The organism is Enterobacter cloacae complex sp. 402C9 (genome assembly GCF_050030745.1).
In the GTDB taxonomy this organism is placed as follows: domain Bacteria; phylum Pseudomonadota; class Gammaproteobacteria; order Enterobacterales; family Enterobacteriaceae; genus Enterobacter; species Enterobacter intestinihominis.
This window is the reverse complement of record NZ_JBLGUW010000001.1, coordinates 2,964,845-2,990,870: the sequence shown is the minus strand read 5'-3', so window position 1 is coordinate 2,990,870 and position 26,026 is coordinate 2,964,845. Positions and strand designations below refer to the sequence as shown.

22 protein-coding genes and 1 pseudogene are annotated in these 26,026 nt (G+C 45.4%); 22 read left to right on the top strand and 1 reads right to left on the bottom strand.

The window, feature by feature from the left end:
- Positions 1-4 precede the first annotated feature (4 nt).
- From wcaK to ugd, 20 genes are all read left to right on the top strand, one after another.
- Positions 5-1,285 (top strand): colanic acid biosynthesis pyruvyl transferase WcaK, encoded by a 1,281-nt coding sequence (gene wcaK / locus ACQG1K_RS14355; protein WP_367075988.1) that lies wholly within the window; start codon positions 5-7, stop codon positions 1,283-1,285.
- A complete protein-coding gene (gene wcaL, locus ACQG1K_RS14350) occupies positions 1,282-2,502 on the top strand; it encodes a colanic acid biosynthesis glycosyltransferase WcaL (RefSeq protein WP_367075986.1) in 1,221 nt (406 codons plus the stop codon). The genes wcaK and wcaL overlap by 4 nt, the downstream gene beginning before the upstream one ends.
- Before the next feature lie 12 nt (positions 2,503-2,514).
- Positions 2,515-3,906 carry a colanic acid biosynthesis protein WcaM gene (wcaM, locus tag ACQG1K_RS14345; protein ID WP_367075984.1) on the top strand — a complete coding sequence of 464 codons (1,392 nt, stop codon included), beginning with the start codon at positions 2,515-2,517 and terminating at the stop codon, positions 3,904-3,906.
- Positions 3,907-4,080: 174 nt separating this feature from the next.
- The gene (gene galF / locus ACQG1K_RS14340) at positions 4,081-4,977 is read left to right on the top strand and encodes a GalU regulator GalF (RefSeq protein ID WP_023306567.1); all 897 of its coding nucleotides are present in this window, start codon (positions 4,081-4,083) and stop codon (positions 4,975-4,977) included.
- Between the two features lie 353 nt (positions 4,978-5,330).
- On the top strand, positions 5,331-6,413 hold the full coding sequence (rfbB, locus tag ACQG1K_RS14335; RefSeq protein ID WP_367075982.1) for a dTDP-glucose 4,6-dehydratase: 1,083 nt from the start codon (positions 5,331-5,333) through the stop codon (positions 6,411-6,413).
- 51 nt (positions 6,414-6,464) lie between these two features.
- A complete protein-coding gene (locus tag ACQG1K_RS14330) occupies positions 6,465-7,409 on the top strand; it encodes an NAD-dependent epimerase/dehydratase family protein (protein ID WP_063199128.1) in 945 nt (314 codons plus the stop codon).
- Entirely contained in the window at positions 7,409-8,443 is a 1,035-nt protein-coding gene (locus ACQG1K_RS14325; protein ID WP_148741928.1) for an MraY family glycosyltransferase, read from the top strand. Before ACQG1K_RS14330 ends, ACQG1K_RS14325 begins: the two co-directional genes overlap by 1 nt.
- Complete coding sequence (locus ACQG1K_RS14320; RefSeq protein ID WP_063199134.1) at positions 8,444-9,004, top strand: sugar O-acyltransferase; 561 nt, start codon at positions 8,444-8,446, stop codon at positions 9,002-9,004.
- Positions 9,005-9,042: 38 nt separating this feature from the next.
- Positions 9,043-10,929, top strand: a complete 1,887-nt coding sequence (locus tag ACQG1K_RS14315) for a nucleoside-diphosphate sugar epimerase/dehydratase (protein WP_047363176.1) — start codon at positions 9,043-9,045, stop codon at positions 10,927-10,929.
- 81 nt (positions 10,930-11,010) lie between these two features.
- A complete protein-coding gene (gene rfbC / locus ACQG1K_RS14310; RefSeq protein WP_063199136.1) occupies positions 11,011-11,550 on the top strand; it encodes a dTDP-4-dehydrorhamnose 3,5-epimerase in 540 nt (179 codons plus the stop codon).
- Entirely contained in the window at positions 11,547-12,365 is an 819-nt protein-coding gene (locus ACQG1K_RS14305; RefSeq protein ID WP_063199139.1) for an NAD-dependent epimerase/dehydratase family protein, read from the top strand. The genes rfbC and ACQG1K_RS14305 overlap by 4 nt, the downstream gene beginning before the upstream one ends.
- Positions 12,358-13,617, top strand: a complete 1,260-nt coding sequence (gene wzx, locus ACQG1K_RS14300; protein ID WP_367075980.1) for an O45 family O-antigen flippase — start codon at positions 12,358-12,360, stop codon at positions 13,615-13,617. The genes ACQG1K_RS14305 and wzx overlap by 8 nt, the downstream gene beginning before the upstream one ends.
- Complete coding sequence (locus tag ACQG1K_RS14295; RefSeq protein ID WP_367075978.1) at positions 13,604-14,578, top strand: glycosyltransferase; 975 nt, start codon at positions 13,604-13,606, stop codon at positions 14,576-14,578. The genes wzx and ACQG1K_RS14295 overlap by 14 nt, the downstream gene beginning before the upstream one ends.
- A 1-nt stretch (position 14,579) precedes the next feature.
- Positions 14,580-15,728 (top strand): O-antigen polymerase, encoded by a 1,149-nt coding sequence (locus ACQG1K_RS14290; protein WP_063199147.1) that lies wholly within the window; start codon positions 14,580-14,582, stop codon positions 15,726-15,728.
- A complete protein-coding gene (locus tag ACQG1K_RS14285; RefSeq protein WP_063199150.1) occupies positions 15,721-16,257 on the top strand; it encodes a serine O-acetyltransferase in 537 nt (178 codons plus the stop codon). Before ACQG1K_RS14290 ends, ACQG1K_RS14285 begins: the two co-directional genes overlap by 8 nt.
- A gap of 1 nt (position 16,258) precedes the next feature.
- The gene (locus ACQG1K_RS14280) at positions 16,259-17,269 is read left to right on the top strand and encodes a hypothetical protein (protein WP_049137382.1); all 1,011 of its coding nucleotides are present in this window, start codon (positions 16,259-16,261) and stop codon (positions 17,267-17,269) included.
- A gap of 48 nt (positions 17,270-17,317) precedes the next feature.
- Positions 17,318-18,190, top strand: a complete 873-nt coding sequence (gene rfbA / locus ACQG1K_RS14275) for a glucose-1-phosphate thymidylyltransferase RfbA (protein WP_028013773.1) — start codon at positions 17,318-17,320, stop codon at positions 18,188-18,190.
- 57 nt (positions 18,191-18,247) lie between these two features.
- Positions 18,248-19,714 (top strand): glycoside hydrolase family 1 protein, encoded by a 1,467-nt coding sequence (locus tag ACQG1K_RS14270; protein WP_148741926.1) that lies wholly within the window; start codon positions 18,248-18,250, stop codon positions 19,712-19,714.
- A gap of 147 nt (positions 19,715-19,861) precedes the next feature.
- Positions 19,862-21,268: an NADP-dependent phosphogluconate dehydrogenase gene (gene gndA / locus ACQG1K_RS14265; RefSeq protein ID WP_063199153.1), complete on the top strand. Its 1,407-nt coding sequence runs from the start codon at positions 19,862-19,864 to the stop codon at positions 21,266-21,268.
- 222 nt (positions 21,269-21,490) lie between these two features.
- The gene (gene ugd, locus ACQG1K_RS14260) at positions 21,491-22,657 is read left to right on the top strand and encodes a UDP-glucose 6-dehydrogenase (RefSeq protein WP_367075976.1); all 1,167 of its coding nucleotides are present in this window, start codon (positions 21,491-21,493) and stop codon (positions 22,655-22,657) included.
- A gap of 49 nt (positions 22,658-22,706) precedes the next feature.
- Here the strand turns inward: ugd and ACQG1K_RS14255 are convergent, their stop codons facing one another.
- Positions 22,707-23,711 (bottom strand): NAD-dependent epimerase, encoded by a 1,005-nt coding sequence (locus ACQG1K_RS14255; protein WP_367075974.1) that lies wholly within the window; start codon positions 23,709-23,711, stop codon positions 22,707-22,709.
- A 192-nt stretch (positions 23,712-23,903) separates the two neighbouring features.
- On the opposite strand from ACQG1K_RS14255, the gene wzzB reads away from it, so the two are divergent.
- Positions 23,904-24,884 (top strand): LPS O-antigen chain length determinant protein WzzB, encoded by a 981-nt coding sequence (gene wzzB / locus ACQG1K_RS14250; protein WP_063199162.1) that lies wholly within the window; start codon positions 23,904-23,906, stop codon positions 24,882-24,884.
- Positions 24,885-24,996: 112 nt separating this feature from the next.
- Positions 24,997-25,952, top strand: a pseudogene (locus ACQG1K_RS14245) (IS4 family transposase); the annotation flags it as partial.
- Between the last annotated feature and the right edge of the window lie 74 nt (positions 25,953-26,026).

Below are 26,026 nucleotides of genomic sequence, written 5' to 3'. Positions count from 1 at the left end.
CATTATGAAATTACTTATTCTTGGCAACCATACCTGCGGCAACCGTGGCGACAGCGCCATCCTGCGCGGTTTACTGGATGCAATTAACACCCTTAAGCCTGAGACAGAAGTGGATGTGATGAGCCGTTATCCGGTCAGCTCATCCTGGTTACTGAACCGCCCGGTGATGGGCGACCCGCTCTACAGCCAGATGAAACAGCATAACAACGCCGCGGGCGTGATGGGGCGCGTGAAGAAAGTGCTGCGTCGCCGCTACCAGCATCAGGTGCTGCTTTCTCGCGTAACCGACACCGGCAAGCTGCGCAACATCGCCATCGCGCAGGGCTTTACCGATTTCGTGCGTCTGCTGTCCGGCTATGACGCCATTATTCAGGTGGGCGGCTCGTTCTTCGTCGACCTGTACGGCGTGCCGCAGTTTGAGCATGCGCTCTGCACCTTTATGGCGAAAAAACCGCTGTTTATGATCGGCCACAGCGTCGGGCCATTCCAGGATCCGCAGTTTAACCAGCTGGCGAACTATGTCTTCGGCCACTGCGACGCGCTGATCCTGCGTGAATCGGTCAGCCTCGACATGATGAAGCGCAGCGAAATCGACACCACCAAAGTGGAGCACGGTGTAGACACCGCCTGGCTGGTGGATCATCAGGATGACAGCTTCCAGGCCAGCTACGCGGTACAGCACTGGCTGGACGTGGCGGCAAAGCAGAAAACTGTCGCCATTACCCTGCGTGAACTTGCGCCGTTCGATAAACGCCTCGGCACGACCCAGGCGGCGTACGAGAAAGCCTTTGCCGATGTGGTGAACCGCGTGCTGGACAGCGGTTACCAGGTGCTGGCGCTTTCCACCTGTACCGGTATCGACAGCTACAACAAAGATGATCGTATGGTGGCGCTGAACCTGCGCAACCTGGTGAACGACCCGTCCCGCTACCACGTGGTGATGGACGAGCTGAACGACCTGGAGATGGGCAAACTGCTCGCAGCCTGCGACCTGACCGTGGGTACCCGTCTGCACTCGGCCATTATCTCGATGAACTTCGGCACGCCAGCCATCGCCATTAACTACGAGCACAAGTCTGCGGGCATTATGCAGCAGCTCGGCATGCCGGAAATGGCCGTCGATATTCGTCATCTGCTGGACGGATCGCTGGGTGCAATGGTGGGCGACACGCTCGGCCAGCTGCCTGCGATCAACGAACGTCTGGCGGTGGCGGTAAAAGCCGAACGCGAAAAAGGTATTGGCATGGTGAAATCCGTACTCGACCGCGTCCGGGAGGGGAAATGAAGGTTGGTTTCTTCTTACTGAAATTTCCGCTGTCGTCTGAAACCTTTGTGCTGAACCAAATCACCGCGTTTATCGATATGGGGTATGACGTGGAGATTATCGCCCTGCAAAAGGGCGATACGCAAAACACCCATGCGGCGTATACCCGGTATGGGCTGGAGGCGAAAACCCGCTGGTTGCAGGATGAACCCGCCGGACGATTGAACAAACTGCCCCATCGCGCCAGCCAGACGCTGCGCGGCCTGCATCGCGCCTCGACGTGGCGGGCGCTGAATATGTCGCGCTATGGGGCGGAGGCCCGCAACCTGATCTTATCCGCCATTTGCGGGCAAACGGCCCAGCCGTACCGGGCCGATGTCTTTATCGCCCACTTTGGCCCGGCGGGCGTAACGGCGGCAAAACTGCGTGAGCTGGGGGTGATTGACGGCAAAATCGCAACCATTTTCCACGGTATCGACATCTCCAGCCGGGAAGTGCTGAACCACTACACACCGGAATATCAGCAGCTGTTCCGCCGTGGCGACATGATGCTGCCGATAAGCAACCTGTGGGCCGGGCGCCTGAAAACCATGGGGTGCCCGAGCGAGAAAATCACCGTTTCACGCATGGGCGTGGATATGGAACGCTTCACCCAGCGACCGGTCAAGGTGCCGGGCAAGCCGCTGCAAATTATCTCTGTTGCCCGCCTGACTGAAAAGAAAGGGCTGCACGTAGCCATCGAAGCCTGTCGCCAACTGAAGGCGCGTGGTGTGGACTTCCACTACCGCATCCTGGGTATCGGGCCGTGGGAGCGTCGCCTGCGCACGCTGATTGAACAGTATCAGCTGGAAGACGTGGTCGAGATGCCGGGCTTCAAGCCGAGCCACGAAGTGAAAGCCATGCTTGATGACGCGGATGTGTTCCTGCTGCCTTCCGTAACCGGCGCCGACGGCGATATGGAAGGCATTCCCGTGGCGCTGATGGAGGCGATGGCCGTCGGCATTCCGGTGGTCTCGACGTTACACAGCGGCATCCCGGAGCTGATCACCTCTGAGCATTCCGGCTGGCTGGTCCCTGAAAACAATGCGCTGGCGCTGGCGGACCGTCTGGCCGCGTTCAGCGATATCGATCAGCAGACGCTGATCCCTGTGCTGCAAAATGCGCGGCAAAAAGTTGAAGCAGAATTCAATCAGCAGGTGATTAATCGCCAGTTAGCGAGCCTGCTGCAAACGCTGTAACGCTGAGGTTGTATGCTGAATAAGATTACCCGACGCCGATTTGTCTCTTCTTTATCCGTCCTGGCTGCCATGCCGCTGCTGTCACCCCGCGCTGTGCGGGCGGCAACCGGGAAGACGGTTTCTGTCGATCGTTACAACAATAACGACTGGATCGCCGCCTTCAGGCAGGCATTTGCCGAGGGCGATACCGTTGTTGTTCCCGCCGGGTTAACCTGTGAAAACATCAATACCGGCATTTTCATTCCTGATGGCAAAACCCTGCTGATCCGCGGTGCGCTGAAGGGCAACGGCCGCGGGCGGTTTGTGCTTCAGGAGGGCTGCAAGGTCATTGGGGAAGGAGAAGGGCGCACGCATAACATCACGCTGGACGTGCGTGGCTCCGACTGTGTCATTAAAGGGCTGGCGATGAGCGGCTTCGGCCCCGTCACCCAGATCTACATCGGCGGTAAAAAACGGCGAGTGATGCGCAACCTGCTCATCGATAACATCACCGTGACGCAGGCCAACTACGCGATCCTGCGTCAGGGGTTCCACAATCAGGTGGACGGTGCGCGCATTACCAACAGTAAATTCAGTCACTTGCAGGGTGATGCGATTGAGTGGAACGTGGCGATTAACGACCGCAACATCCTGATCTCGGACCACGTGATCGATAACATCAACTGCACCAACGGCAAGATCAACTGGGGCATAGGCATCGGGCTGGCCGGCAGTACGTACGACAATGATTATCCGGAACAGCAGACCGTTAAAAACTTCGTGGTGGCAAATATCACCGGCAGCAACTGTCGGCAGCTGGTGCATGTTGAAAACGGTAAACACTTTGTGATCCGTAATATCAAGGCCAGCAATATTACCCCTGACTTCAGTAAAAAGGCCGGAATTGATAACGCGACGGTAGCTATTTATGGCTGTGATAATTTCGTTATTGATAATGTCGATATGGTCAACAGCGCCGGAATGCTAATTGGCTATGGCGTGATCAAGGGCGATTATCTGTCGATACCGCAGAACTTCAAACTTAACGATATTCGCCTGGATAACCGACAGCTTGCCTATAAGCTGCGCGGCATACAGATTTCCTCCGGCAATGCTACGTCGTTTGTTGCCATCACCAACGTTGAGATGCAGCGGGCAACTCTTGAGCTGCATAACAAACCCCAGCACCTTTTCTTACGTAATATCAACGTGATGCAGGAGTCAACGACGGGGCCGGCTTTGAAGATGAACTTCGATTTGCGCAAAGACGTGCGCGGGAAGTTTATGGCTAAAAACGAGACGTTGCTGTCGCTCGCGAACATAAAAGCGGTTAATGAAAAGGGGCAGAGTTCGGTGGATATTGATCGCGTTGATCAACACGTGGTGAATACGGAACGGTTGAATTTTGCGCTGCCGCACAGGTAATCATCCAGACTATTTTGCGACAATTCCTGGAACGAAATCGCGATCTATTCAGATTACAACTACTGTAATTTGTGGTGGGGTGACCTAGGATTACTTCATATTTAAGGCAAAACATGCTGGCGAAAACAGGTTTAAAAGCTATAATTCGTCAACCATTTTAAGGTGGAAGAAATAATGATTAATTTGAAAGCAGTCATACCGGTAGCGGGTCTGGGCATGCATATGTTGCCAGCCACGAAGGCAATTCCTAAAGAGATGCTGCCGATCGTTGACAAGCCGATGATTCAGTACATCGTCGACGAGATTGTTGCTGCAGGGATCAAAGAAATCGTTCTGGTGACGCACTCTTCGAAGAATGCGGTAGAGAACCACTTCGACACCTCTTATGAACTCGAAGCGTTGCTTGAGCAGCGCGTTAAGCGTCAGCTTCTGGCGGAAGTTCAGTCTATCTGCCCTCCTGGCGTGACCATCATGAACGTGCGTCAGGCGCAGCCGCTGGGTCTGGGCCACTCGATCCTGTGCGCGCGTCCGGTCGTAGGCGATAACCCGTTTATCGTGGTACTGCCCGATATCATCATTGATACCGCTTCTGCCGATCCGCTGCGTTACAACCTGGCGGCAATGGTGGCACGCTTTAACGAAACGGGTCGCAGCCAGGTGCTGGCGAAACGTATGAAGGGTGATCTCTCTGAGTACTCAGTTATTCAGACTAAAGAGCCGCTGGAGTCGGAAGGGCAAGTGAGCCGGATCGTTGAGTTTATCGAAAAACCCGATCAGCCGCAGACCCTGGACTCCGACCTGATGGCAGTCGGCCGTTATGTGCTGAATGCAGATATCTGGGCTGAGCTGGAAAAAACCGAGCCGGGTGCCTGGGATCGTATCCAACTGACCGATGCGATTGCTGAGCTGGCGAAGAAGCAGTCGGTTGATGCCATGCTGATGACCGGTGACAGCTATGACTGCGGTAAGAAAATGGGGTATATGCAGGCGTTTGTGAACTATGGCCTGCGTAACCTGAAGGAAGGGGCGAAGTTCAGAAGCCGGATTGAGAAGCTGCTGGCTAACGACTGATAGTCCTGCCACGGCCTGAACAACGGCAGTTATCATTTTGGGATGTTGAGACATTACCAAAGTGATAACTGCCGTTTTTTGTTATTAATTTTAATGATTACATACGGTTATCTGATTCAAATCTCAGCAGCTTTGTAGCGATTTGTGCTTGTTTCTGAGGACGTTTAGGACGACAATTAACGCCAGTTTTTGTCTGTAACCAGACAAATAGAATCATTCAATCAAACATCGCTCAGTGCACTGGTAGCTGTTAAGCCAGGGGCGGTAGCGTGCTCAATTTCTGAAACCGTTATTAAACACTCAGGTTTCAGAACCCCAGTATCCAGACATATACACTAGACGGAACAGATAACGTGAAAATTCTTGTGACGGGCGGGGCTGGTTTTATCGGCTCAGCGGTTGTGCGACATATTATTAAAAATACCCAAGACGATGTCGTCAATATAGATAAGCTCACCTATGCCGGTAATCTGGAGTCGCTAACAGAAGTTAGTGATAGCAACCGATATGCTTTTGAACATGCCGATATTTGCGACAAAGACGCCATGGATCGCATCTTTGCAAAGCATAAGCCTGATGCGGTAATGCATCTGGCTGCTGAAAGCCACGTTGACCGTTCTATTACGGGCCCGGCAGCGTTTATCGAAACCAATATTGTCGGCACTTATGTGCTTCTGGAAGCCGCCCGTGCGTACTGGTCTACGCTGGATGAGCAGGCGAAGAAAGCGTTTCGTTTCCATCACATCTCTACCGACGAAGTGTATGGAGATTTGCCGCATCCTGATGAGCATCCTGCATCAACTGAGCTGCCACTCTTTACTGAAACTACCGCGTATGCGCCCAGCAGTCCGTATTCAGCGTCAAAAGCCTCCAGCGATCATCTCGTTCGTGCCTGGATGCGTACCTACGGTTTCCCGACCATCGTCACCAACTGTTCAAATAACTATGGCCCTTACCATTTCCCGGAAAAACTGATTCCGCTGGTTATCCTGAATGCATTGGACGGCAAAGCGCTGCCTATTTACGGCAAGGGCGATCAAATCCGCGACTGGCTCTATGTTGAAGACCATGCGCGTGCACTCTATACCGTGGTCACCCAAGGGAAACCGGGGGAGACGTACAACATTGGTGGACATAACGAAAAGCAAAACCTGGATGTGGTGCATACGATTTGCGATCTGCTGGATGAGATTGTGCCTAAAGAGGGGTCGTATCGCGATCAGATTACCTATGTTGCTGACCGTCCGGGCCATGACCGCCGCTATGCGATTGATGCTGAGAAAATTGGACTTGAGCTTGGCTGGAAGCCTGCGGAAACATTTGAAAGTGGGATTCGTAAAACAGTTGAATGGTATTTGGCAAACACAACATGGGTAGAAAACGTTAAAAGCGGGAATTATAAGACCTGGATTGTACAAAATTATCAAAATCGTTAAGGGCTATCCGCCTCGATATTTATATGGTTAATTAGCTGATAGGGGACGACAATGAAAATTTTAGTGACTGGGGGAACTGGATTTCTCGGTACTGCTTTAGTCAAAACGTTAAGATCAGCAGGTCACCAGGTAATTTTCACTACGCGTCGAGAAGAAAATATTGAACAGGGAAAGTATAATCTTGGCGATATTTCGGCTCAAACGAATTGGACTACGCTTTTACAAGGTTGTGATACTGTCATTCATACCGCAGGAAGAGCTCATATCCTTAAAGATGATGCTGAAGATGCGCTGACAGAATTTCGTCGTGTCAACCATGATGCGACAATGAAATTAGCTAATGACGCTGCAAACTGTGGCGTAAAACATTTCATCTTCGTCAGTTCAATTGGAGTAAATGGTAATTCCACATCGGGAATCCCTTTCAGTGAATCGACACCTGCCAGACCAACGTCAGATTATGCTATTTCCAAGCTGGAAGCCGAGGAAAGCCTTCTCAAGGCATTTTCAGGAAGTAATATGGCAATAACAATCGTTCGTCCGGCTTTAATCTGTGGTCCAAATGCTCCGGGTAATATTCAACGCTTATTAAAGTTAGTGTCTAAAAACCTGCCTCTGCCTTTTAAGTCAGTAAAAAATAAGCGCGCCCTTGTTTCACTGGACAATGTTGTGAGCTTTATAAGCGAATGTACAACAAATGAAAAGTCAAAAAATGAACTTTATCTTTTGGCTGACCAGGAGCATCCTTCAACTGAAGAAATGATTACGGCATTTTCTACCGGGATGGGCATGACAGCGCGGATTGTTTATTTCCCTCGGGTATTACTTAAAATTTTTCTTTCAGCAATGAGGAAAAAAAGTATATATGACCAACTGTATGGCGATCTGGAAGTCGACTCAACGAAATCAAGGGAACAGCTTCAATGGACTCCACCCGTTACGTTGCAGGAAACGATGGTAAAAACAGCGAAGAATTTTATTGAAGGTAAAAAATAATGTTGTATCTGGGGATTGTCGTTTTTGCATTCTTTATCTCATGCGCGATGACCTGGGGTTTAAGGTTGTACGCCATCAAGAATAATGTGATTGATCAGCCAAACCAAAGAAGCTCACATAGTGTGCCGACGCCGCGCGGTGGAGGGGTTGCTATAGTATTAACATTATTAGCTGCATTACTATGGTTGGTACTGACGAAACATATCTCTCATGAGACATTTTTAGGCTTCTTCGTGCCGGGCTTATTGATTGCGGTTATCGGTTTTCTCGATGATCATGGACACATTGCTGCGCGCTGGCGTTTGCTGATGCATTTCTTAGCAGCAGCAATAGGTCTCTATTTCTTAGGAACGTTTCCGGATATTGATATATTTGGCTATGTCGTATCTTTGTCATGGTTTGGAATAATCATAGGAAGCGTCTATCTTGTGTGGATGTTGAATCTATATAACTTTATGGATGGCATTAATGGTCTTGCAAGCTCTCAAGCCATTACTTTTTCTCTGTGCAGTGTCGTTATAATAACGCTTAGCCAAAACGCTGGTTCTCCTGATGCGATGACGATGATTGCACTGGCTCTCGCTGGGGCTGCCGCAGGATTCATTGTGTGGAACTTTCCTGTGGCAAGGATCTTCATGGGGGATGCTGGAAGTGGTTTTTTAGGTATTACTATTGGCCTGATGATTCTTTATTTTGCAAAGCTAGATTCACATGTCTTGTTCGCTGAACTTTGTCTGCTTGGCATTTTTATTGTGGATGCAACTACTACCTTGCTTAGAAGATTACTGGCTGGTAAAAAAGTTTATGAAGCACATGCAAGCCATTGCTATCAAATTCTTGCCCGCAAATATAAGAGCCATGTTCCGGTAACATTGGCGGCGATTGCAATAAATATTGTGTGGTTGTTCCCAATTGCATACTTAATCATTTCTGCAAAAATTGATGGAATTGTTGGCATCATCATCGCGTGGCTACCATTGATATTTATCGCTTTCAAATGTGGGGCTGGAGTCAAAGACAAAGAGAATGCATAAATGAATGATCTGATCATTATAGGAACTGGAGGGCATGGACGTACGCTGTACGAAACTGCTAGACTTTTGGGATATGAAAATATTGTATTCCTCGATGATAATGAATCGTGCTTAAATACTTCAGAGATTCATGTTATTGGGAAAACATCAGATCTTAATCTCTATGCGGACACTGCCAAACATATTGCTATAGGCATTGGCAATAATAAGCTAAGAGAAGTATTCCACCATCAGCTTCAAAGTTTAAGTATTACTCCGACAACGCTGGTACACCCCTTTGCATTTGTGAGTCCGTCCGCTACCTTGGGGAGCGGGAGCGTAGTTTTAGCCGGTGCAGTTATTGGCGCAAACTCAACCTTAGGAGCAGGTACGATAGTTAATAGTCATTCGACGGTGGATCATGATTCGACTCTTGGTGATTTTGCCCACTTAGGGGTTGGCGTGCATCTTGCCGGTGGTGCGAATATTGGGAGATCGGCTTTTCTGCAAGCGGGAACAGTGGGTGGATATAGTGCAACAGTGGATGAGCATGCCATATGCCCTCCCGGTACTATTTTATAAATTAATAGCAAGCTTTAACGAGGCGACTAGTTTTTAGTATGCTAACTTATTTAATTTCTTTGCCAAGACCAATAAAACGGATTATTACACTCTCCATTGATGTTGTTTTGTTAACGTGTGCATTTTGGTTTGCATTTTGGGTTCGTATTGATTCTATGACACCGTTAACTAGCGTATCCCACTGGTTACTGCTCACATCAATAATAGTAATTACTCTTGCCATCTTTGTAAAACTTGGACTTTATAGAGCTGTAATACGTTACATAACCGCGAAAATACTGCTTGTTGTTTCTCTTGGAATGCTAATTTCGTCGTTACTCCTGATTATTGCCGCTTTTTACACAAACCTCTATCTTCCAAGAACCATCCCCTTTATTTATTTCTCGTTCGGGGTATTGCTTGTGGCGGGCTCGCGCCTTGGAATGAGAATGCTAGTTAATCGTGGCTTAAAATTGGGAACACGCGTCATCATATATGGGGCCGGAGCTTCAGGACGACAGTTACTTCCCGCGTTGAGTCAGATGGATGAATACTATCCCGTTGCGTTTGTTGACGACAATCGCTCATTACAGGGGCAGGTTATCCATGGTGTAAGTGTGTTTTCGCCAGAAAAATTGGCATGGCTAATCGAGAAGTATGAGGCTAAGAAAATTCTGCTGGCGATGCCAAGTGCCAGCCGTGCGAGAAAAAATGAGGTGATTTCTACCCTCGAAGGACTACCTTGTGAGGTGCTTTCGATTCCGGGAATGGTTGACTTGGTTGAAGGAAAAGCGAGAATCGATGCTTTACGTAAAGTAGTAATTACCGATCTGTTAGGTCGCGACCCTGTTTCACCGATCCCTGAATTAGTCTCAAAGAATATTCTTGATAAAACGGTCATGGTCACTGGCGCAGGAGGATCTATTGGTTCTGAACTATGCCGACAAATAATCAAAAATAAACCTTCACAACTAATTCTTTTCGAGTTATCAGAATACTCACTTTATTCTATCGATTCTGAGCTAAGAAATTTAATTCTGACACAATCCTTGAATACTAAGATTTACCCAATTTTAGGTAACGTTCAGGATATGGAACATCTTGAAAGGCTAATCAAGGCATTTAACGTTGAGACTATATACCATGCGGCAGCCTATAAGCATGTTCCGCTAGTTGAATTCAATGTTATTGACGGTGTCCGTAACAATATCTTTGGAACTTTGTGCTGCGCTCAAGCTGCCGAAAATTGTGGCGTCGAAAGTTTTGTTCTTATCTCTACAGATAAAGCTGTGCGGCCAACAAACACAATGGGTGCGACAAAGCGTATGGCGGAGCTGATTCTGCAGGCCCTGGCATCAGAATCGAGTAAAACCTGCTTCAGCATGGTCAGGTTCGGGAATGTGTTAGGTTCGTCCGGTTCGGTTGTGCCCCTATTTGAAAAACAAATCGCTGCTGGTGGCCCGGTAACATTAACGCACCCTGATATCACCCGTTATTTCATGACCATTCCTGAAGCAGCGCAGCTTGTGATCCAGGCTGGAGCAATGGGTAGTGGGGGAGATGTTTTTGTGCTGGATATGGGCGACCCGGTTAAAATTATTGATCTCGCCCACCGCATGATTGCATTGCAGGGACTTTCCGTCCGCGATGATAAAAATCCTTATGGTGATATTGCTATCAAAACGACGGGACTGCGGCCTGGAGAGAAGCTTTATGAAGAGCTTTTAATAGGCGATAACGTCTCTATAACACAACATCCACGAATTAAAACGGCTAATGAAGTCATGCTTCCGTGGAGTGAAATGAAAAATATTCTTGCAGAATTAGATATCTCATGTCGCAACTTTGATTATGAACGGGTGCGCAAAATATTGCTAAATGCACCTACTGCATTTAATCCTACTGATGACATCTGTGACTTACTCTGGAAAGAAAACAACAGTTAAGTATTTTAAGTCAGTACCAAAATCTGAAATTAACTCACAAAGTAGATGGGAAAGAGATTCTTTCCCACCGAAGGATTTATAATGAACGTAATTCAAACACCTTTAAAAGATTGTGTGATCATTGAGCCTGAGGTTTTTGGTGATTCTCGCGGTTTTTTTCTTGAAGCCTGGCATAAAGAAAAATATGAAGATGCAGGAATTAAAGGTACTTTTGTACAGGATAATCGCTCACGTTCGAGTCGAAATGTTCTACGTGGACTGCATTTCCAGAAAACGAAGCCTCAGGGTAAATTAGTTAGCGTAATCAGCGGTGAAGTTTATGATGTTGCAGTGGATCTTCGCCAAGATTCTGATACATTTGGCCAATATGTTGGTGTACTTCTTTCAGGCGAGAAGAATAACCAGTTGTACGTTCCTCCTGGGTTTGCCCATGGATTCTGCGTATTAAGCGATTATGCCGATTTCCACTATAAGTGTACTGATTTTTACGATCCAAAGGATGAAGGTGGGATTATCTGGAATGATCCGGATATTGCCATTGACTGGCCGATAACATCACCACTCCTCTCTGAAAAAGACATCAAATTAATTACACTCGCTGAGTATAAGAAAACGTTATGAAAGCACATTATACAGTGATCGGTGGACGTGGTTTCATTGGTAGTGAAATCGTGGAAAACCTTCTGGCTAAGGGCGAAAAAGTTGAAGTCCCGCCACGCGATGATGAGACTCTTTTTGATAGAGATCTGGGCATTGTCATCTATGCTGCTGGCAATGGTGATTGTGCAAACACACCATTTGATGTATATAAATCAAACACCGAGTTGCTGGCATCAATTTTGGAACGCGCTGAGTTCTCGAAATTAATCTATATTTCATCAACGCGCGTATATATGGAACAAGATAGCGCGTCGGAAAATGATAATCTTACGGTATGCAGCAGCGATAACCGAAGACTTTTTAACCTTACTAAACTGGTAAGTGAAGAGTTATGCCTTAAAAGCAGTCGAGATACGATTATTGTCAGACCTAGTAACGTTTACGGTTTGGCATTAAAAAGTAAGTTATTCCTGCCAAGTATAATAAGAAATGCAATTTCGAATAAACATATTGATATGTATGTTGCGCCTGCATATGCAAAAGATTATGTTTCAGTTACGGATGTTGCAGAAATGATTTACCTCATCAGCCGTAAGAATGAACATCACATCTATAACATTGCTTCTGGTGTAAATACCAAAGCATCTGATATTGCAGATTTAATTGCAAGTAAAACTGGCTGTACGATCAAATGGCATGAAGGTTTCAAAGGTGAGTATTTCCCTCCTACGGATAATACCAGAACTATAAATGAGTTCGGCCATGTCTATAAAAGTGTATTGTCTGATATAGAAATAATGATCGATAACTTTAAAAAGAATATGACAGATGTCTAATTTTTTCTTATCAGCCATTAAAAAAAATGTGGCGGATGAAGATAAACGAAAAGTCTTTGTGAACTTTTTTTATCTTAGCCTCGAGAGAATCACTCAACTCGTTATCATTATTATTATTAACAGATTATTGATAAATCATTATAATTTTGGTGATTTCAGTAGCTGGCAATATTCTCTCGTTATTCTGGCTATATTCATGACAGGCACATGGATCTGTGGGGCTGAGGTGGTTATTCCTAAATTGCTGGATGCACCATCAAAAATAAACTCCACTATGAGCAACGTGATTTTATTGCGTCTAGCGGCAGGAGTTTTCGTTGCATTGTGCATGGTGGCATGGGGAATCTTTGCTGCCAGTGGACTGTCCAGACAGTTTATTATTGGTTTGGCCATATCTGTTGCATTACGAGAAACTTTTATTGTAGGTTTAACATGGTACCAAAGCCAGGCTCGTCTCAAGTTACCTTGCCTCGTGCTTATGTTCGCTGCAATAATTAAACTCATTGTCATTTATATTGGTGTAAGGAATCAATTGCCAATAAATTATCTTTGGGTGGCATGGGTTATTGAATCACTTTTACCATGTGGCTTTATCTTTTATACTTTCAGAAAAGCTACAGGATTTAAATTCGTGAAGGTTGATTCTGAGATTTTTTCGTATTTTAAGATTGGTGTCGCCGTATGGTTTTGTTTGATTATGCAGCAGGTCACCATGAAATTTGATCGAGTATATCTCGAAGGAAAAATTTCTGGAGAAACGTATTCGAACTATGCAGCAGCACTTCAGTTAGTCGATAACTGGTATGCAATATGTATTCTGTTTGTTCAGGCAATCGCACCAATTTTTATATTTAAATTTATTGATATTACAACAATAAAAATAAAATTGCCGTTCTGTATTTTCGCTACGCTTTCAGTAACCTGTGCTGGCGCACTGTTTACAACAATTCTTGCCGACATGATTATTCACGTCCTTTATGGTGCAAAACTCGTTTACGCATATAGTTATTTAAAAACATTTGTCTGGTTAACACCAATATTAGCTATAGATCAGTTGCTCAGTATGGTTCTAATTAGAATGAAGCAGTTAAAAAAATTAGCTATTAAGTGGTTGATAGCCTTCTGCCTGGTAGTGGCTATTGTTCCTGCCATTTTCCATTATATGGGGGTGAGTAACATCGTCATCGGTTTAGCAGTAGTCTACGCCTTTAATATAATTTATTCTACGAGGTGCATTAGTGCAGTACAATGATAAGATTTCAATAGTGGTCCCTGCTTACTGTGAACCATCGAAAGTTAAGGGCTTCATGGATGCTATACTGAATATTGATTATCCAAACAACCTTGTCGAATTAATTCTTATTGACGATTGTAGTCCGATTTCACTTGCAGAAATCGCAGACTCGTATGCGGAAGCGTTTAAAGATAAGATAAATTTTTTATTCCACAGGAACCAAATAAATTCTGGCAGGGCAATTTCCCGTAACGTGGGTATTTCTCTCGCGACAAATTCGTTGATAATGTTTATTGATATCGACAACCTGCTTGAACCTAACGCATTAAAAAAGATCGTTTCTTTTTTCCATGACAAGAGCTATACAGCAGCCAGAATTAACATACGAATCGATCCCGCCAGACTCAACACCAGCAATTATCTCCGCTATTTTGACAGTCGTTATTTGGGGGCGCGTAACATGCCTGAAGGAATTATAAGCACTCGTTTCTTCGCAAGTGACGGCATTATCCTGACGCGAGATATAATTGACACAATTGGCGGTTTTGATGAAACTTTCTATCATTACGGCTGTGAAGATGAGGAACTTGGCATCCGAGTTTCAAAAGCAAAGTATGACTTTTATTTTTTACCCGATGCAAGAGCAGAAGACAGTGATACCCCAACTTTGCGCAGAGCTTCGGAAAGAATGGTTGTATATGCATCAAAATCGTTCCCTGTTTTGAAAGAAAAACATCCGGAATGCGTGAAGGACAGTCTCTTTTCATCTTACGAAGTGATGTTGGAAGATACAAAACTCCTTAGTAAACTACTCATAAAGGCTATACATATTCTTCCAATAACAACGACACGAAAAATTCTGCTCTGCTTGTGTGATGAATTAGATTCAAAAACGATTAAAATACCCGATTTTGTATATAAAGTCGTATTGGCACTTTCATATATTGAAGGTGGAAGACTTCGACAGCTGAGGATGTAGGATGAGTATTTTTTTATTGTCCCCAGGGTTTGTATATGCTTCAATTTGGTTGTTTACAATTTTCTTATATTCGCTTGGATTGACGACTAATATTAGCCCTCTCTCAAGTGAGATGATGGTGTTTTTGTCAATCAATGTTGTTCTGGGGTTGATTTTTTCACTTCCATTTATCACTCCTGGCAGTATTAATCATGTTCGTCTTAAAGATATTATGCCATCTTGGCGGGCGACTAAAATATGGCTCATCATTTGGTGCTTTGCAATAATACCTGATGTGGTTGTTGCTGGTGGGATCCCAATGATTATGCAATTTAGGGGCGGCTATAACTATACCGAGTTCGGAATACCAACATATCATGGCATAGTTAATATGCTATTCCTTTTTGTTTTTCCGTCACTATATTATCATTTTCTTTTATCAAAACGGAAAAGTATACTTCTGGTAATTCTGTTAATGAGCATCTGGGAAATGCTGGTCTTCAGACGTGGTATTCTGATGTCTGGTCTCGTAGAAATATTCTTTTTATTCTTTATTTATAAAAAATTCACGAAAAAGATGTTTGTTTATACTGTATTGTCAGTTGTGACAATAGTTCTAGTTTTTGGAGCAGTAGGAGATATCAGGGGCGCAGAAAATCCGTATCAATATTTGTTGTCACCACAAGGACAATTTTTGTCGAGTCTGCCTTCAGGATTTACATGGTTTTATGTCTATGTTACTGCGGGTCTTGCAAATCTCGCCTATAACTTTGCGGATATAGTGCCGGTATACGATTTTACAAGCTTCCAGGATCTTTTCCCCAGTGTTATCCGAAATCTCATTTATAGTGATTTAGGATTCCACGATACCATGGCATTAGTAGATGATAATGCCAACGTTTCAACAATGTTTGAAAAGCTAATGCCCGATCTTGGCATCGCGGGCTCCCTAATTGTGGTTACATGCTTACTTCTGCTTTTCAGTATTGCCTACAAGAATTTGCTAAAGTCATATCGTTTTAGTTTATTTCCTTATGCGATTGCAATGCAGTGCGCAATATTTAGTGGCTTTTATAATTTATTTTTTATTCAGACATATTTCTTACTTTTCATTGTTACTCTTGTTCTTGTGAGAATTAAAATATTTACAGGGAGTCATCCTAATGTTTGAGTTAGTTAAGGAAGATGTACGGAGATATTACAAACTGAGTGGGCGTAATAAATCAAAAGTTTCTCTTTTAGGTATAATTTCAGCTTTTATCGGAATGAAAATGACTCCAGTTATTTTATACCGCATGAGTCATTTTTGCTATAAGAAAAGAATCCCTGTTTTAGGAAAGATTTTTTCGCTAATAAATTTTATTGTTTTTGGGGTTGAAATTGCGTCAAACTGCGAAGTAGGTGGTGGTTTTTTTATACCACACTCGCAGGGTATTGTTATTGGCGCATCTAAAATTGGTGTTAACGCAACAATATACCAGCAAGTTACGCTGGGTGCGAAAAATATCGATATTCCATTCAATCACGCTAATCGCCCTGTTTTAGGTGATAATGTAGTAATTGCATCAGGGGCTAAGGTTCTTGGTGGTATTCGAATTGGTGACAATGTTATTGTCGCGGCTAACGCTGTTGTAATGCATTCCTGTGATGACAATGTGCTACTTGTAGGCATTCCGGCCATTGTGAAGAAGAGTATTTAAAATGAAAGTGCTGTTTTTATGTCCTCGCTTTTTTAATTATGAGACCGAAATATCTGATGGATTAAGGCGAGCCGGTGCCACCGTTGATTATTTCGATGAAAAGCCATTTAATAACGTCTTTTTTAAAATTTTACTTAGGCTCTGGAAAGATAATAATTTCCTTAAACGCATTTCAGACGCGTATTTTGAGAGGATATTGCTTCAAACAAGAGATGATTACGACTATGTTATAGTGCTTAAAGGTGAGTCTCTCGATAGAAAAAATCTACTTAAATTCAAAAATAAATATAAGAGTGCTCAATTCATTTACTACGCGTGGGATTCTATTAAAAATTACCCTCATATTCAGGAGTATCTAAACTTATTTGACCGAGTGTTTACCTTTGATGATAATGATGCTCGAGAATATGATTTTATGGATCATTTGCCATTGTTTTATTCCCCTGATTTTGTAAGCACAGCGACAAGAAAAACAGCAAAGAACGTTAAGCCAAGTATTGCATTCCTCGGTACCGTACATAGTGACAGATACAAGCTATTAGGGGAAATTTATGAGAAATATAAAAATGAATATGATTTAAGGTTTGTGCTTTATTTTCCTTCTATTGTTGTATTGGCTGGTTTTATTCTTACCAATATAAAAGATGTCATTAAATACAGACTCTTTAGTTTTACACTTCGCTCTAGAAATAAAAAACAGATTGCGTCATTCTTCTCTGGTGCTGATGCTGTGCTTGACATCCAGCATCCCCGGCAGACAGGTTTGACGATGAGAACAATAGAATGCTTACCTCTAAAGAGGAAGTTCATAACAACTAATAGCAGAGTTAAGGACTACGACTTTTATGCATCTGAAAATTTTTATTTTATAGACCGCAAAAATATTTATATAGACTCTGCTTTTTTTGATATCCCGTATGATGAAAAGCATACGGATGCAATTTCGCGTTATAGCGTAGACTCATGGGTAAAAACATTGTGCTCAACTGATATCAGAAAAGATGTTGTTTAATTGAAAGATATTAATTCTAATTTAGCTTAAGAGTATTGAGGTAGTAGAATGAAGGGTATTATTCTTGCTGGCGGTTCAGGAACACGTTTACACCCAATTACACGTGGAGTCTCTAAACAACTTTTACCCATTTATGATAAACCTATGGTTTATTATCCAATGTCGGTGCTTATGCTTGCGGGTATCCGTGATATTCTCTTAATCACAACACCTGAAGATCTGCCTTCTTTTAAACGTTTGTTAGGAGATGGTAGTCGTTTCGGAATTAATTTGTCCTATGAAATTCAGCCGTCTCCTGATGGCCTTGCGCAAGCATTCATTATTGGTGAAGAGTTTATCTCTGGTGATAAATGTGCCTTAGTATTAGGTGATAATATTTTCTTCGGGCAGAGTTTTGGTAGGAAACTTGAATCGGTTGTTTCAGGTAATGCCGGGGCTACTGTTTTTGGCTACCAGGTAATGGATCCAGAGCGTTTTGGTGTTGTAGAGTTTGATGAAAACTTCAAGGCATTAAGTATAGAAGAAAAACCAGCTGCACCTAAATCCAACTGGGCTGTTACTGGCCTATATTTTTATGATGCAAACGTGGTTGATATGGCAAAACGCGTTAAACCATCAGCACGCGGTGAACTTGAAATTACTACGCTGAATGAGATGTATCTCGAACAGGGAAATCTTCAGGTAGAATTACTGGGACGAGGTTTTGCATGGCTCGATACCGGTACCCATGACAGTTTAATCGAAGCATCACAATTTATTCATACTATTGAGAAACGACAAGGGTTCAAAATCGCCTGCCTGGAGGAAATTGCTTACCGTAACGGTTGGCTCACTGAGAGTGAGGTCCTGACCTACGGAAATGAAATGAGCAAGACCAATTACGGTCAGTATTTGCTCAATTTAATAAAAAATAGCAAATAGCGATTCATAAAATTAACAATATCATACCCTTAATAGCTATCAGGTTTTGATTATAAAATGAAAGCAAAATATTTTTTCCTTACCTCTGCGCTTCTTTTACCTCCTGCATTCTCTGGTGAAAAACAGCAATGTGATTTTCTCTGGGGCACGGCATCCTCATCTTACCAGGTTGAAGGTGGCTGGAATGAGAGTGGAAAGGGTCCTTCAAACTGGGATTATTTTACTCATAATGAAGTAACAAAATATACTATTGGTACCGTTGAAAATGGAGATGTTGCAGCCAATCAAATTTCTCGGGATGTCTATCTAAAAGATATACAACTCATGAAAGAATTAGGTGTCAATTCGTACCGCTTCTCCATATCCTGGTCCAGGGTCATGCCTGACGGTGTAACGGTAAATAAAAAGGGATTAGAATATTACAACCAACTTATTGCTGACTTAAAAGAAGCTAATATTGAGCCGGTGATTACACTTTACCACTGGGACATGCCATTAGCGCTTTATAAAAAAGGTAGTTGGTCTAACCCTGAATCACCAGTGTGGTTCGAAAAATTTGCGCAAGTAATTTTTGAGAATTTTGGTAATAAAAGCCATAATTTTATTACCTTTAATGAGCCTGAAGGCTATGTTTTTACTCTTGAACCCCTTGCAGCAAATCTCATTGAAAAAAAACCAGACGGATACCGTGACGTTTTGTCCGTAGCGTCTCGTGGAAAACAAGCGGTAGCATTACACAACCTTTTGATTGCAAATGCGATGGTGGTACGTAATTACCATAAGGCTAAATATGATGGACGTATTGGCATTGCGTTAAACTTATCTCCTTGCATCGATAATGGACATCCAAATAGTACTACTGAGCAGTTATGTAACGATCTCCACAACAACTGGATTCTCGATGCTCTATATAAGGGAAAATATCCAGATCCAGTATTGAAAATGTATCAATCAGCATATCCTAAATTTAAGCCCACATCTCAAGATATGCAATTGATTACCCAAGGAAAACCTGATTTCATCGGCGTAAATTATTATGGTCCAACATTGGTTAGGCATGATAAATCTGAACCGTTTGAAATAGGTAATGTCCCTAACCCAGATAAAAAACCATCCGTCAACGGACCTGTTTCTCCTGAGGCGTTGGTTACAATGATGAAAAAGATTGATGCCGAATATGCTCATCCTACCTTCATTATTACTGAGAATGGTGCAGGTTTTGGTTTAGCTGATGAACAACTTAAGGAAGGGGTCATTTCTGATAAGTTGAGAGCAGACTATCTCAAGAGACATGTTACTGCCGTTATGAATGCAAAAAAGGAAGGATTGGATATTCAGGGCTATCTATTTTGGAGCTTGCTCGATAATTTCGAGTGGTTATGGGGTTACAAAAATAGATTTGGAATAATTGGTGTCGATTTCGATGATAAGAATTTGAAACGTATACCTAAGTTAAGCTATTATATTTACCAGAAAACTATTAAAGAATATAAAAAGCAATGTATTTCAACGACGCAAAAATGACCACTTGATAAAGCCATGCTTTTGTTATGGCTAAGTGTATTAATGACCATAATTACCTACCTCTGCTCTCGATTTCTGAGTTAAGATTATTCGATAATATATCCACCGGGAAGTACCTGGTGGGACCACACCTGACAGGAGTATGTAATGTCCAAGCAACAGATCGGCGTTGTCGGTATGGCAGTGATGGGGCGCAACCTGGCGCTCAACATCGAAAGCCGTGGTTATACCGTCTCCGTTTTCAACCGCTCCCGTGATAAGACTGAAGAAGTGATTGCCGAGAACCCAGGCAAGAAGCTGGTTCCTTTCTATACGGTGAAAGAGTTCGTTGAGTCTCTGGAAACGCCTCGTCGAATCCTGCTAATGGTGAAAGCGGGCGCAGGTACCGATGCAGCTATCGACTCCCTGAAGCCTTACCTCGAAAAAGGCGACATCATCATTGATGGCGGTAACACCTTCTTCCAGGACACCATTCGTCGTAACCGTGAATTGTCCGCTGAAGGCTTCAACTTCATCGGTACCGGTGTTTCCGGTGGTGAAGAGGGCGCGCTGAAAGGCCCATCTATCATGCCTGGTGGCCAGAAAGAAGCGTACGAACTGGTTGCGCCTATTCTGACTAAAATCGCTGCTGTTGCGGAAGATGGCGAGCCGTGTGTGACTTATATCGGTCCGGACGGTGCGGGTCACTATGTAAAAATGGTGCACAACGGCATCGAATACGGCGATATGCAGCTGATCGCAGAAGCATACTCCCTGCTGAAAGGCGGCCTGAATCTCTCTAATGAAGAGCTGGCTGAAACCTTTACCGAGTGGAACAAAGGCGAGCTGAACAGCTACCTGATCGACATCACCAAAGATATCTTCATGAAAAAAGATGAAGAGGGTAAATACCTGGTTGATGTGATTCTGGATGAAGCAGCGAACAAAGGTACCGGTAAATGGACCAGCCAGAGCTCTCTGGATCTGGGCGAGCCGCTGTCTCTGATCACCGAATCCGTCTTTGCGCGTTATATCTCTTCTCTGAAAGAGCAGCGCGTTGCGGCTTCTAAAGTGCTGTCAGGCCCACAGGCTAAACCAGCCGGTGACAAAGCTGAGTTCATCGAGAAAGTTCGTCGCGCCCTGTACCTGGGTAAAATCGTCTCCTACGCGCAGGGCTTCTCTCAGCTGCGTGCGGCGTCAGACGAGAATAACTGGGACCTGAACTACGGCGAGATCGCGAAGATTTTCCGCGCGGGTTGCATCATTCGTGCGCAGTTCCTGCAGAAAATCACCGATGCCTATGCTGAAAACGCAGGTATCGCTAACCTTCTGCTGGCACCGTACTTTAAGAAGATTGCAGACGAGTACCAGCAGGCGCTGCGTGACGTGGTTGCCTACGCAGTACAGAATGGTATTCCGGTTCCAACCTTCTCCGCTGCGGTGGCATATTACGACAGCTATCGTGCTGCCGTTCTGCCAGCGAACCTGATTCAGGCACAGCGTGACTACTTCGGTGCGCATACCTATAAGCGTACGGATAAAGAAGGTGTGTTCCACACCGAATGGCTGGATTGAGTTAATGCAGCTGCGGTGAACATAACCCGGAGATATCTCCGGGTTTTTTTACGTTAAAAAATGACGTTTTTTTTCGAAGTTGTCTGAATGTCGGCCCGCTCGCGGGGATTAGTCCTGGTTTGCCTTGACAGTTCTGTCAGGCTGGAGGTACAAAGCCCAACAGTCTATTTCGCGATGGTCTGACGATCATCTCTACAATTAACTCAAAGAAGTCATAAGCGAATGAAAATAACTATCTCCGGAACTGGTTACGTTGGCCTCTCAAACGGTATATTGATTGCCCAGAATCATGAAGTGGTTGCGCTGGATATCGTTCAGGCCAAAGTGGACATGCTGAACCAGAAGCAGTCTCCTATTGTTGACAAAGAGATTCAGGATTATCTTTCGAATAAATCGCTTAATTTCCGTGCTACTACCGACAAAGAAGATGCGTATCGTGATGCGGATTACGTCATCATCGCCACGCCAACCGACTACGATCCGAAAACCAACTACTTCAACACCTCTACCGTTGAGGCAGTTATTAAAGACGTTGTAGCGATCAATCCTAACGCCGTAATGGTTATCAAATCGACCATTCCAGTAGGCTTCACCAAATCGATTAAAGAAGAGTTGGGTATTGATAATGTCTTCTTCTCGCCGGAGTTTCTCCGCGAGGGCAGGGCGTTATACGATAACCTGCACCCATCCCGTATCGTGATCGGTGAGCGTTCCGAGCGTGCGGAGCGTTTTGCGGTGCTGCTTCAGGAAGGCGCCATCAAGCAAGATATTCCGGTTCTGTTCACCGACTCCACTGAAGCAGAGGCGATTAAGCTTTTCGCTAACACCTATCTGGCAATGCGCGTGGCTTACTTCAACGAGCTGGACAGCTATGCAGAGAGCTTAGGCCTGAACACCCGTCAGATCATTGAAGGCGTGTGCCTCGACCCGCGTATCGGCAACCACTACAATAACCCGTCATTCGGTTACGGCGGCTACTGTCTGCCAAAAGACACCAAGCAGCTGCTGGCAAACTATCAGGCTGTGCCAAATAACCTGATTTCCGCAATTGTGGATGCTAACCGTACGCGTAAAGACTTCATATCGGATTCCATTCTGGCGCGTCAGCCGAAAGTGGTGGGCGTGTATCGCCTGATCATGAAGAGCGGTTCCGATAACTTCCGCGCTTCTTCCATTCAGGGGATCATGAAGCGTATTAAGGCGAAGGGCGTGCAGGTCATTATTTATGAACCGGCCATGCAGGAAGACGAGTTCTTCCACTCTCGCGTCATTCGCGATCTGGATGCATTCAAGAAAGAAGCGGATGTAATTATCTCCAACCGTATGGCGGAAGAGCTGGCGGACGTGAAAGATAAAGTCTATACCCGCGATTTGTTCGGCAGCGACTGATTAAAATCGTGATATAAAAAAACCCGGCAATCTGCCGGGTTTTTTGTTTTTAAACGTTAAAGAAGTTGCGGTACCAGTCGACGAAGTTTTTCACGCCTTCTTTGACTGAGGTTTGTGGTTTAAACCCAATAACGTCATACAGCGCTTTGGTGTCCGCACTGGTCTCCAGCACGTCCCCCGGCTGGATCGGCATCATATTTTTCACCGCTTCTTTGCCCAGAGCCTCTTCAAGCGCGGTGATGTAATCCATCAGTTCGACAGGTGAACTGTTACCGATGTTATACACGCGATACGGGGCAGAACTGGTTGCTGGCGAACCGGTTTCGACCGTCCAGTCGGCATCTGCCTGAGGAATGACGTCCTGTAGGCGAATAATCGCCTCCGCAATATCATCGATATAGGTGAAGTCGCGCTTCATCTTGCCGTAGTTGTATACGTCGATGCTGTTGCCTTCAATCATGGCTTTGGTGAATTTGAACAGCGCCATGTCCGGGCGCCCCCACGGGCCATAGACGGTAAAGAAGCGCAGGCCAGTGGTCGGCAGGTTATACAGATGCGAATAGGTATGCGACATCAGCTCGTTGGCTTTTTTGGTTGCGGCATACAGCGATACCGGATGATCTACGGAGTCGTCAGTAGAAAACGGCATCTTACGGTTGAGGCCGTACACAGAGCTGGATGACGCATACAGAAGATGCTGAACCTTATTGTGGCGACAGCCTTCCAGCACGTTCAGGTGACCTACCAGGTTCGCATCAGCGTAGGCATGCGGGTTTTCCAGCGAGTAACGCACGCCCGCCTGTGCGGCAAGATGGATTACGCGGTCAAATTTCTCATTGGCGAAGAGCGCAGCCATGCCCTCGCGGTCCGCTAAGTCCAGCTTGTGGAAGGTGAAACTCCCGGATTTGAGCAGTTCGAGGCGAGCGAGCTTGAGGTTAGGGTCATAGTAATCATTCAGATTATCAATCCCAACAACTTCATGCCCTGCATCAAGCAGGCGCTTGCTGACATGAGAACCGATAAAGCCCGCCGCGCCCGTTACCAGAAATTTCATAGCTTCCCTCATTCACAGTGTTCTTGTTGATGTCCTAGGACATCAGAATCCGTCTATGATAGCGCGTTGCTCTTCACATACATAACCCATCTTTCCGATATAACTCATCGGATTCTTATAGAATTTTCTACAACAAGAGATACACTATGGAAACAAGATTATTTTTGCCCTTTTTCATCTGTTAGGGATTGTATGACGCAAAACAACCATAACCTGGTCGCACGTAACAATGACCCGGAGCAAATTGATTTACTTGATGTAATGTTACAGCTGTGGCGTGGTAAGTGGGTGATAGGGGCTTTTATTGCTGCTTTCATCGTTCTTGCTGGCGTTTACATCACTGTAGCCAAAGAGAAATGGACGTCATCTGCCATCATAGCCCAGCCTGATGCGGCACAAATCGCCACCTATTCCAATGCATTGAATATACTCTATGGCGGGGCAGCTCCTTCCATGTTGGACATTCAGAATCGTGCTATTGGACGTTTCAATTCCTCCTTCTCGGCATTAGCTCAGGCGCTGGAGAATCAGGAAGAACCGGAAAAACTGACTATAGAGCCTACGGTTAAAGGACAAAGTTTGCCTTTAACCGTAAGCTATCAGGGCGAATCCGCTGAAGCAGCTCAAAAGCAATTAGCTCAGTATATTCAGCAGGTTGACGAGCAGACGGCAAAAGAACTATCGCTTGACCTCAGAGATAACCTCAAGCAGCAGATCACAACCTTGAACGACTCCCTCCAGAATCAGGAGAAGGTCGCTCAGGAGCAGAAAGATTTACGCATCAAGCAGATTACTGAGGCGCTGAAGAACGCAGAAGCCGCGAAGATTATCACTCCGCAACTTCAACAGACTCAGGATGTCACTCAGGAAACCATGTTCCTGTTGGGTACCGTAGCGCTCAAGTCAATGATTGATAACGAAGCGTCACGTCCACTGGTCTTCTCAGGCGCTTACTACCAAACCAAACAAAATTTACTGGATATTCAGAACCTCAACGTTAACCCAGACACTATTCACGTTTATCGTTACGTCATGAAGCCGAACCTGCCTATCCGACGCGACAGCCCGAAAATTGCTATTACCCTCATCCTTGCCGTACTGCTCGGCGGAATTATCGGTTCTGCTGTCGTCCTTGGCCGCAATGCGCTGAGAAACTACAAACCAAGAGCCTGATTTACAAACCAAAAAGACCGGGTCGCCCCTAATGCCGATCTTTTAAGGATCGGTTGACCGATCCAGTGGCTGGAGTAAAAAAGGTTCATGTCTCTTCATGGACCCTTTTAAAATGGAACTTTCTCAGGCTCCCGGTAATATACATCTCACCGCACCGGAACGTGCCTGTTCCCTTTCCGAACTCATCCACGCAGAACTTATCCGGGAAGCCTTCAGGCTGACCGATACTGTGACGCTCCGTAAACGTAAACTCCCATTGAATCAATTGCATGGCTTGTTGTTGGCATGTCTGTTTTCTGTGACAGGCCGATGACCGTATTGTTAATCTCATGGATATCACTGACCGTTCGGGCGCGCCATTCACCGCACGAAGCGCCGTTATCCAGCGCCGCAAAAAGCTCGGCGAGGGGGCTGTCCGGGAGCTTTTTGATATCACGCAGCAATACTGGAACCAGCAGGTGTCACACCCGCAATGGCACGGACTGTACCTGTTTGCGATGGATGGTGTGGTCTGGAGAACGTCTGATACGCGGGAGAACAGCGAAGCGTTCAGCAAACACGGCAACCAGCACAGCGAAGGCAACTATCCGCAGGTGCGCATGGTCTGTCTAATGGAGCTCAGCAGCCATCTGATTAACGCCAGCGCTTTCGACAGTGAGAGCGTCAGCGAAATGCGTCTGGCGGCACAGTTAACGGACCGGGTACCGGATAACAGTATCACCCTGTTCGACAGGGGATATTACTCCCCGGGGCTGCTGCATCACTGGCAGCACGCCGGAGAGAACCGGCACTGGCTGCTGCCCCTGATAAAGAATACCCAGTATGAGGTCGTGTGCCGTCTGGGGAGGGGTGACGAGCGGGTGAAGCTGAAAACGAGCCCGCTGGCCCGGAATCAATGGCCGGGACTGCCGGAAGAGGTCACTGCCAGACTTCTGAGCCGGAAAGTGGACGGAAAGGAGTAGAAAAGTCCTCACGTCTCTGGAAGACCCCTGTCGTTATCCGGCGGGTGCGGTGAGCGAGCTGTACCGTCACCGTACGAACAGGCGAGATGGCTGGTATTACCGGGAAGACGGGAGCGTAGTTACCCGAGAGAGCTCAGGGTGAAGGGCAGGAATTACCCGGATAAAAAAACTGCTGGTCAC

Excerpts from the sequence above, each read along its gene's own strand:
- wcaK (WP_367075988.1), top strand. The coding sequence starts at position 5 with ATGAAATTACTTATTCTTGGCAACCATACCTGCGGCAACCGTGGCGAC.
- wcaL (WP_367075986.1), top strand. The coding sequence starts at position 1,282 with ATGAAGGTTGGTTTCTTCTTACTGAAATTTCCGCTGTCGTCTGAAACC.
- wcaM (WP_367075984.1), top strand. The coding sequence starts at position 2,515 with ATGCTGAATAAGATTACCCGACGCCGATTTGTCTCTTCTTTATCCGTC.
- galF (WP_023306567.1), top strand. The coding sequence starts at position 4,081 with ATGATTAATTTGAAAGCAGTCATACCGGTAGCGGGTCTGGGCATGCAT.
- ACQG1K_RS14330 (WP_063199128.1), top strand. The coding sequence starts at position 6,465 with ATGAAAATTTTAGTGACTGGGGGAACTGGATTTCTCGGTACTGCTTTA.
- ACQG1K_RS14325 (WP_148741928.1), top strand. The coding sequence starts at position 7,409 with ATGTTGTATCTGGGGATTGTCGTTTTTGCATTCTTTATCTCATGCGCG.
- ACQG1K_RS14320 (WP_063199134.1), top strand. The coding sequence starts at position 8,444 with ATGAATGATCTGATCATTATAGGAACTGGAGGGCATGGACGTACGCTG.
- ACQG1K_RS14315 (WP_047363176.1), top strand. The coding sequence starts at position 9,043 with ATGCTAACTTATTTAATTTCTTTGCCAAGACCAATAAAACGGATTATT.
- rfbC (WP_063199136.1), top strand. The coding sequence starts at position 11,011 with ATGAACGTAATTCAAACACCTTTAAAAGATTGTGTGATCATTGAGCCT.
- ACQG1K_RS14305 (WP_063199139.1), top strand. The coding sequence starts at position 11,547 with ATGAAAGCACATTATACAGTGATCGGTGGACGTGGTTTCATTGGTAGT.
- wzx (WP_367075980.1), top strand. The coding sequence starts at position 12,358 with ATGTCTAATTTTTTCTTATCAGCCATTAAAAAAAATGTGGCGGATGAA.
- ACQG1K_RS14290 (WP_063199147.1), top strand. The coding sequence starts at position 14,580 with ATGAGTATTTTTTTATTGTCCCCAGGGTTTGTATATGCTTCAATTTGG.
- ACQG1K_RS14285 (WP_063199150.1), top strand. The coding sequence starts at position 15,721 with ATGTTTGAGTTAGTTAAGGAAGATGTACGGAGATATTACAAACTGAGT.
- ACQG1K_RS14280 (WP_049137382.1), top strand. The coding sequence starts at position 16,259 with ATGAAAGTGCTGTTTTTATGTCCTCGCTTTTTTAATTATGAGACCGAA.
- rfbA (WP_028013773.1), top strand. The coding sequence starts at position 17,318 with ATGAAGGGTATTATTCTTGCTGGCGGTTCAGGAACACGTTTACACCCA.
- ACQG1K_RS14270 (WP_148741926.1), top strand. The coding sequence starts at position 18,248 with ATGAAAGCAAAATATTTTTTCCTTACCTCTGCGCTTCTTTTACCTCCT.
- gndA (WP_063199153.1), top strand. The coding sequence starts at position 19,862 with ATGTCCAAGCAACAGATCGGCGTTGTCGGTATGGCAGTGATGGGGCGC.
- ugd (WP_367075976.1), top strand. The coding sequence starts at position 21,491 with ATGAAAATAACTATCTCCGGAACTGGTTACGTTGGCCTCTCAAACGGT.
- ACQG1K_RS14255 (WP_367075974.1), bottom strand. The coding sequence starts at position 23,711 with ATGAAATTTCTGGTAACGGGCGCGGCGGGCTTTATCGGTTCTCATGTC.
- wzzB (WP_063199162.1), top strand. The coding sequence starts at position 23,904 with ATGACGCAAAACAACCATAACCTGGTCGCACGTAACAATGACCCGGAG.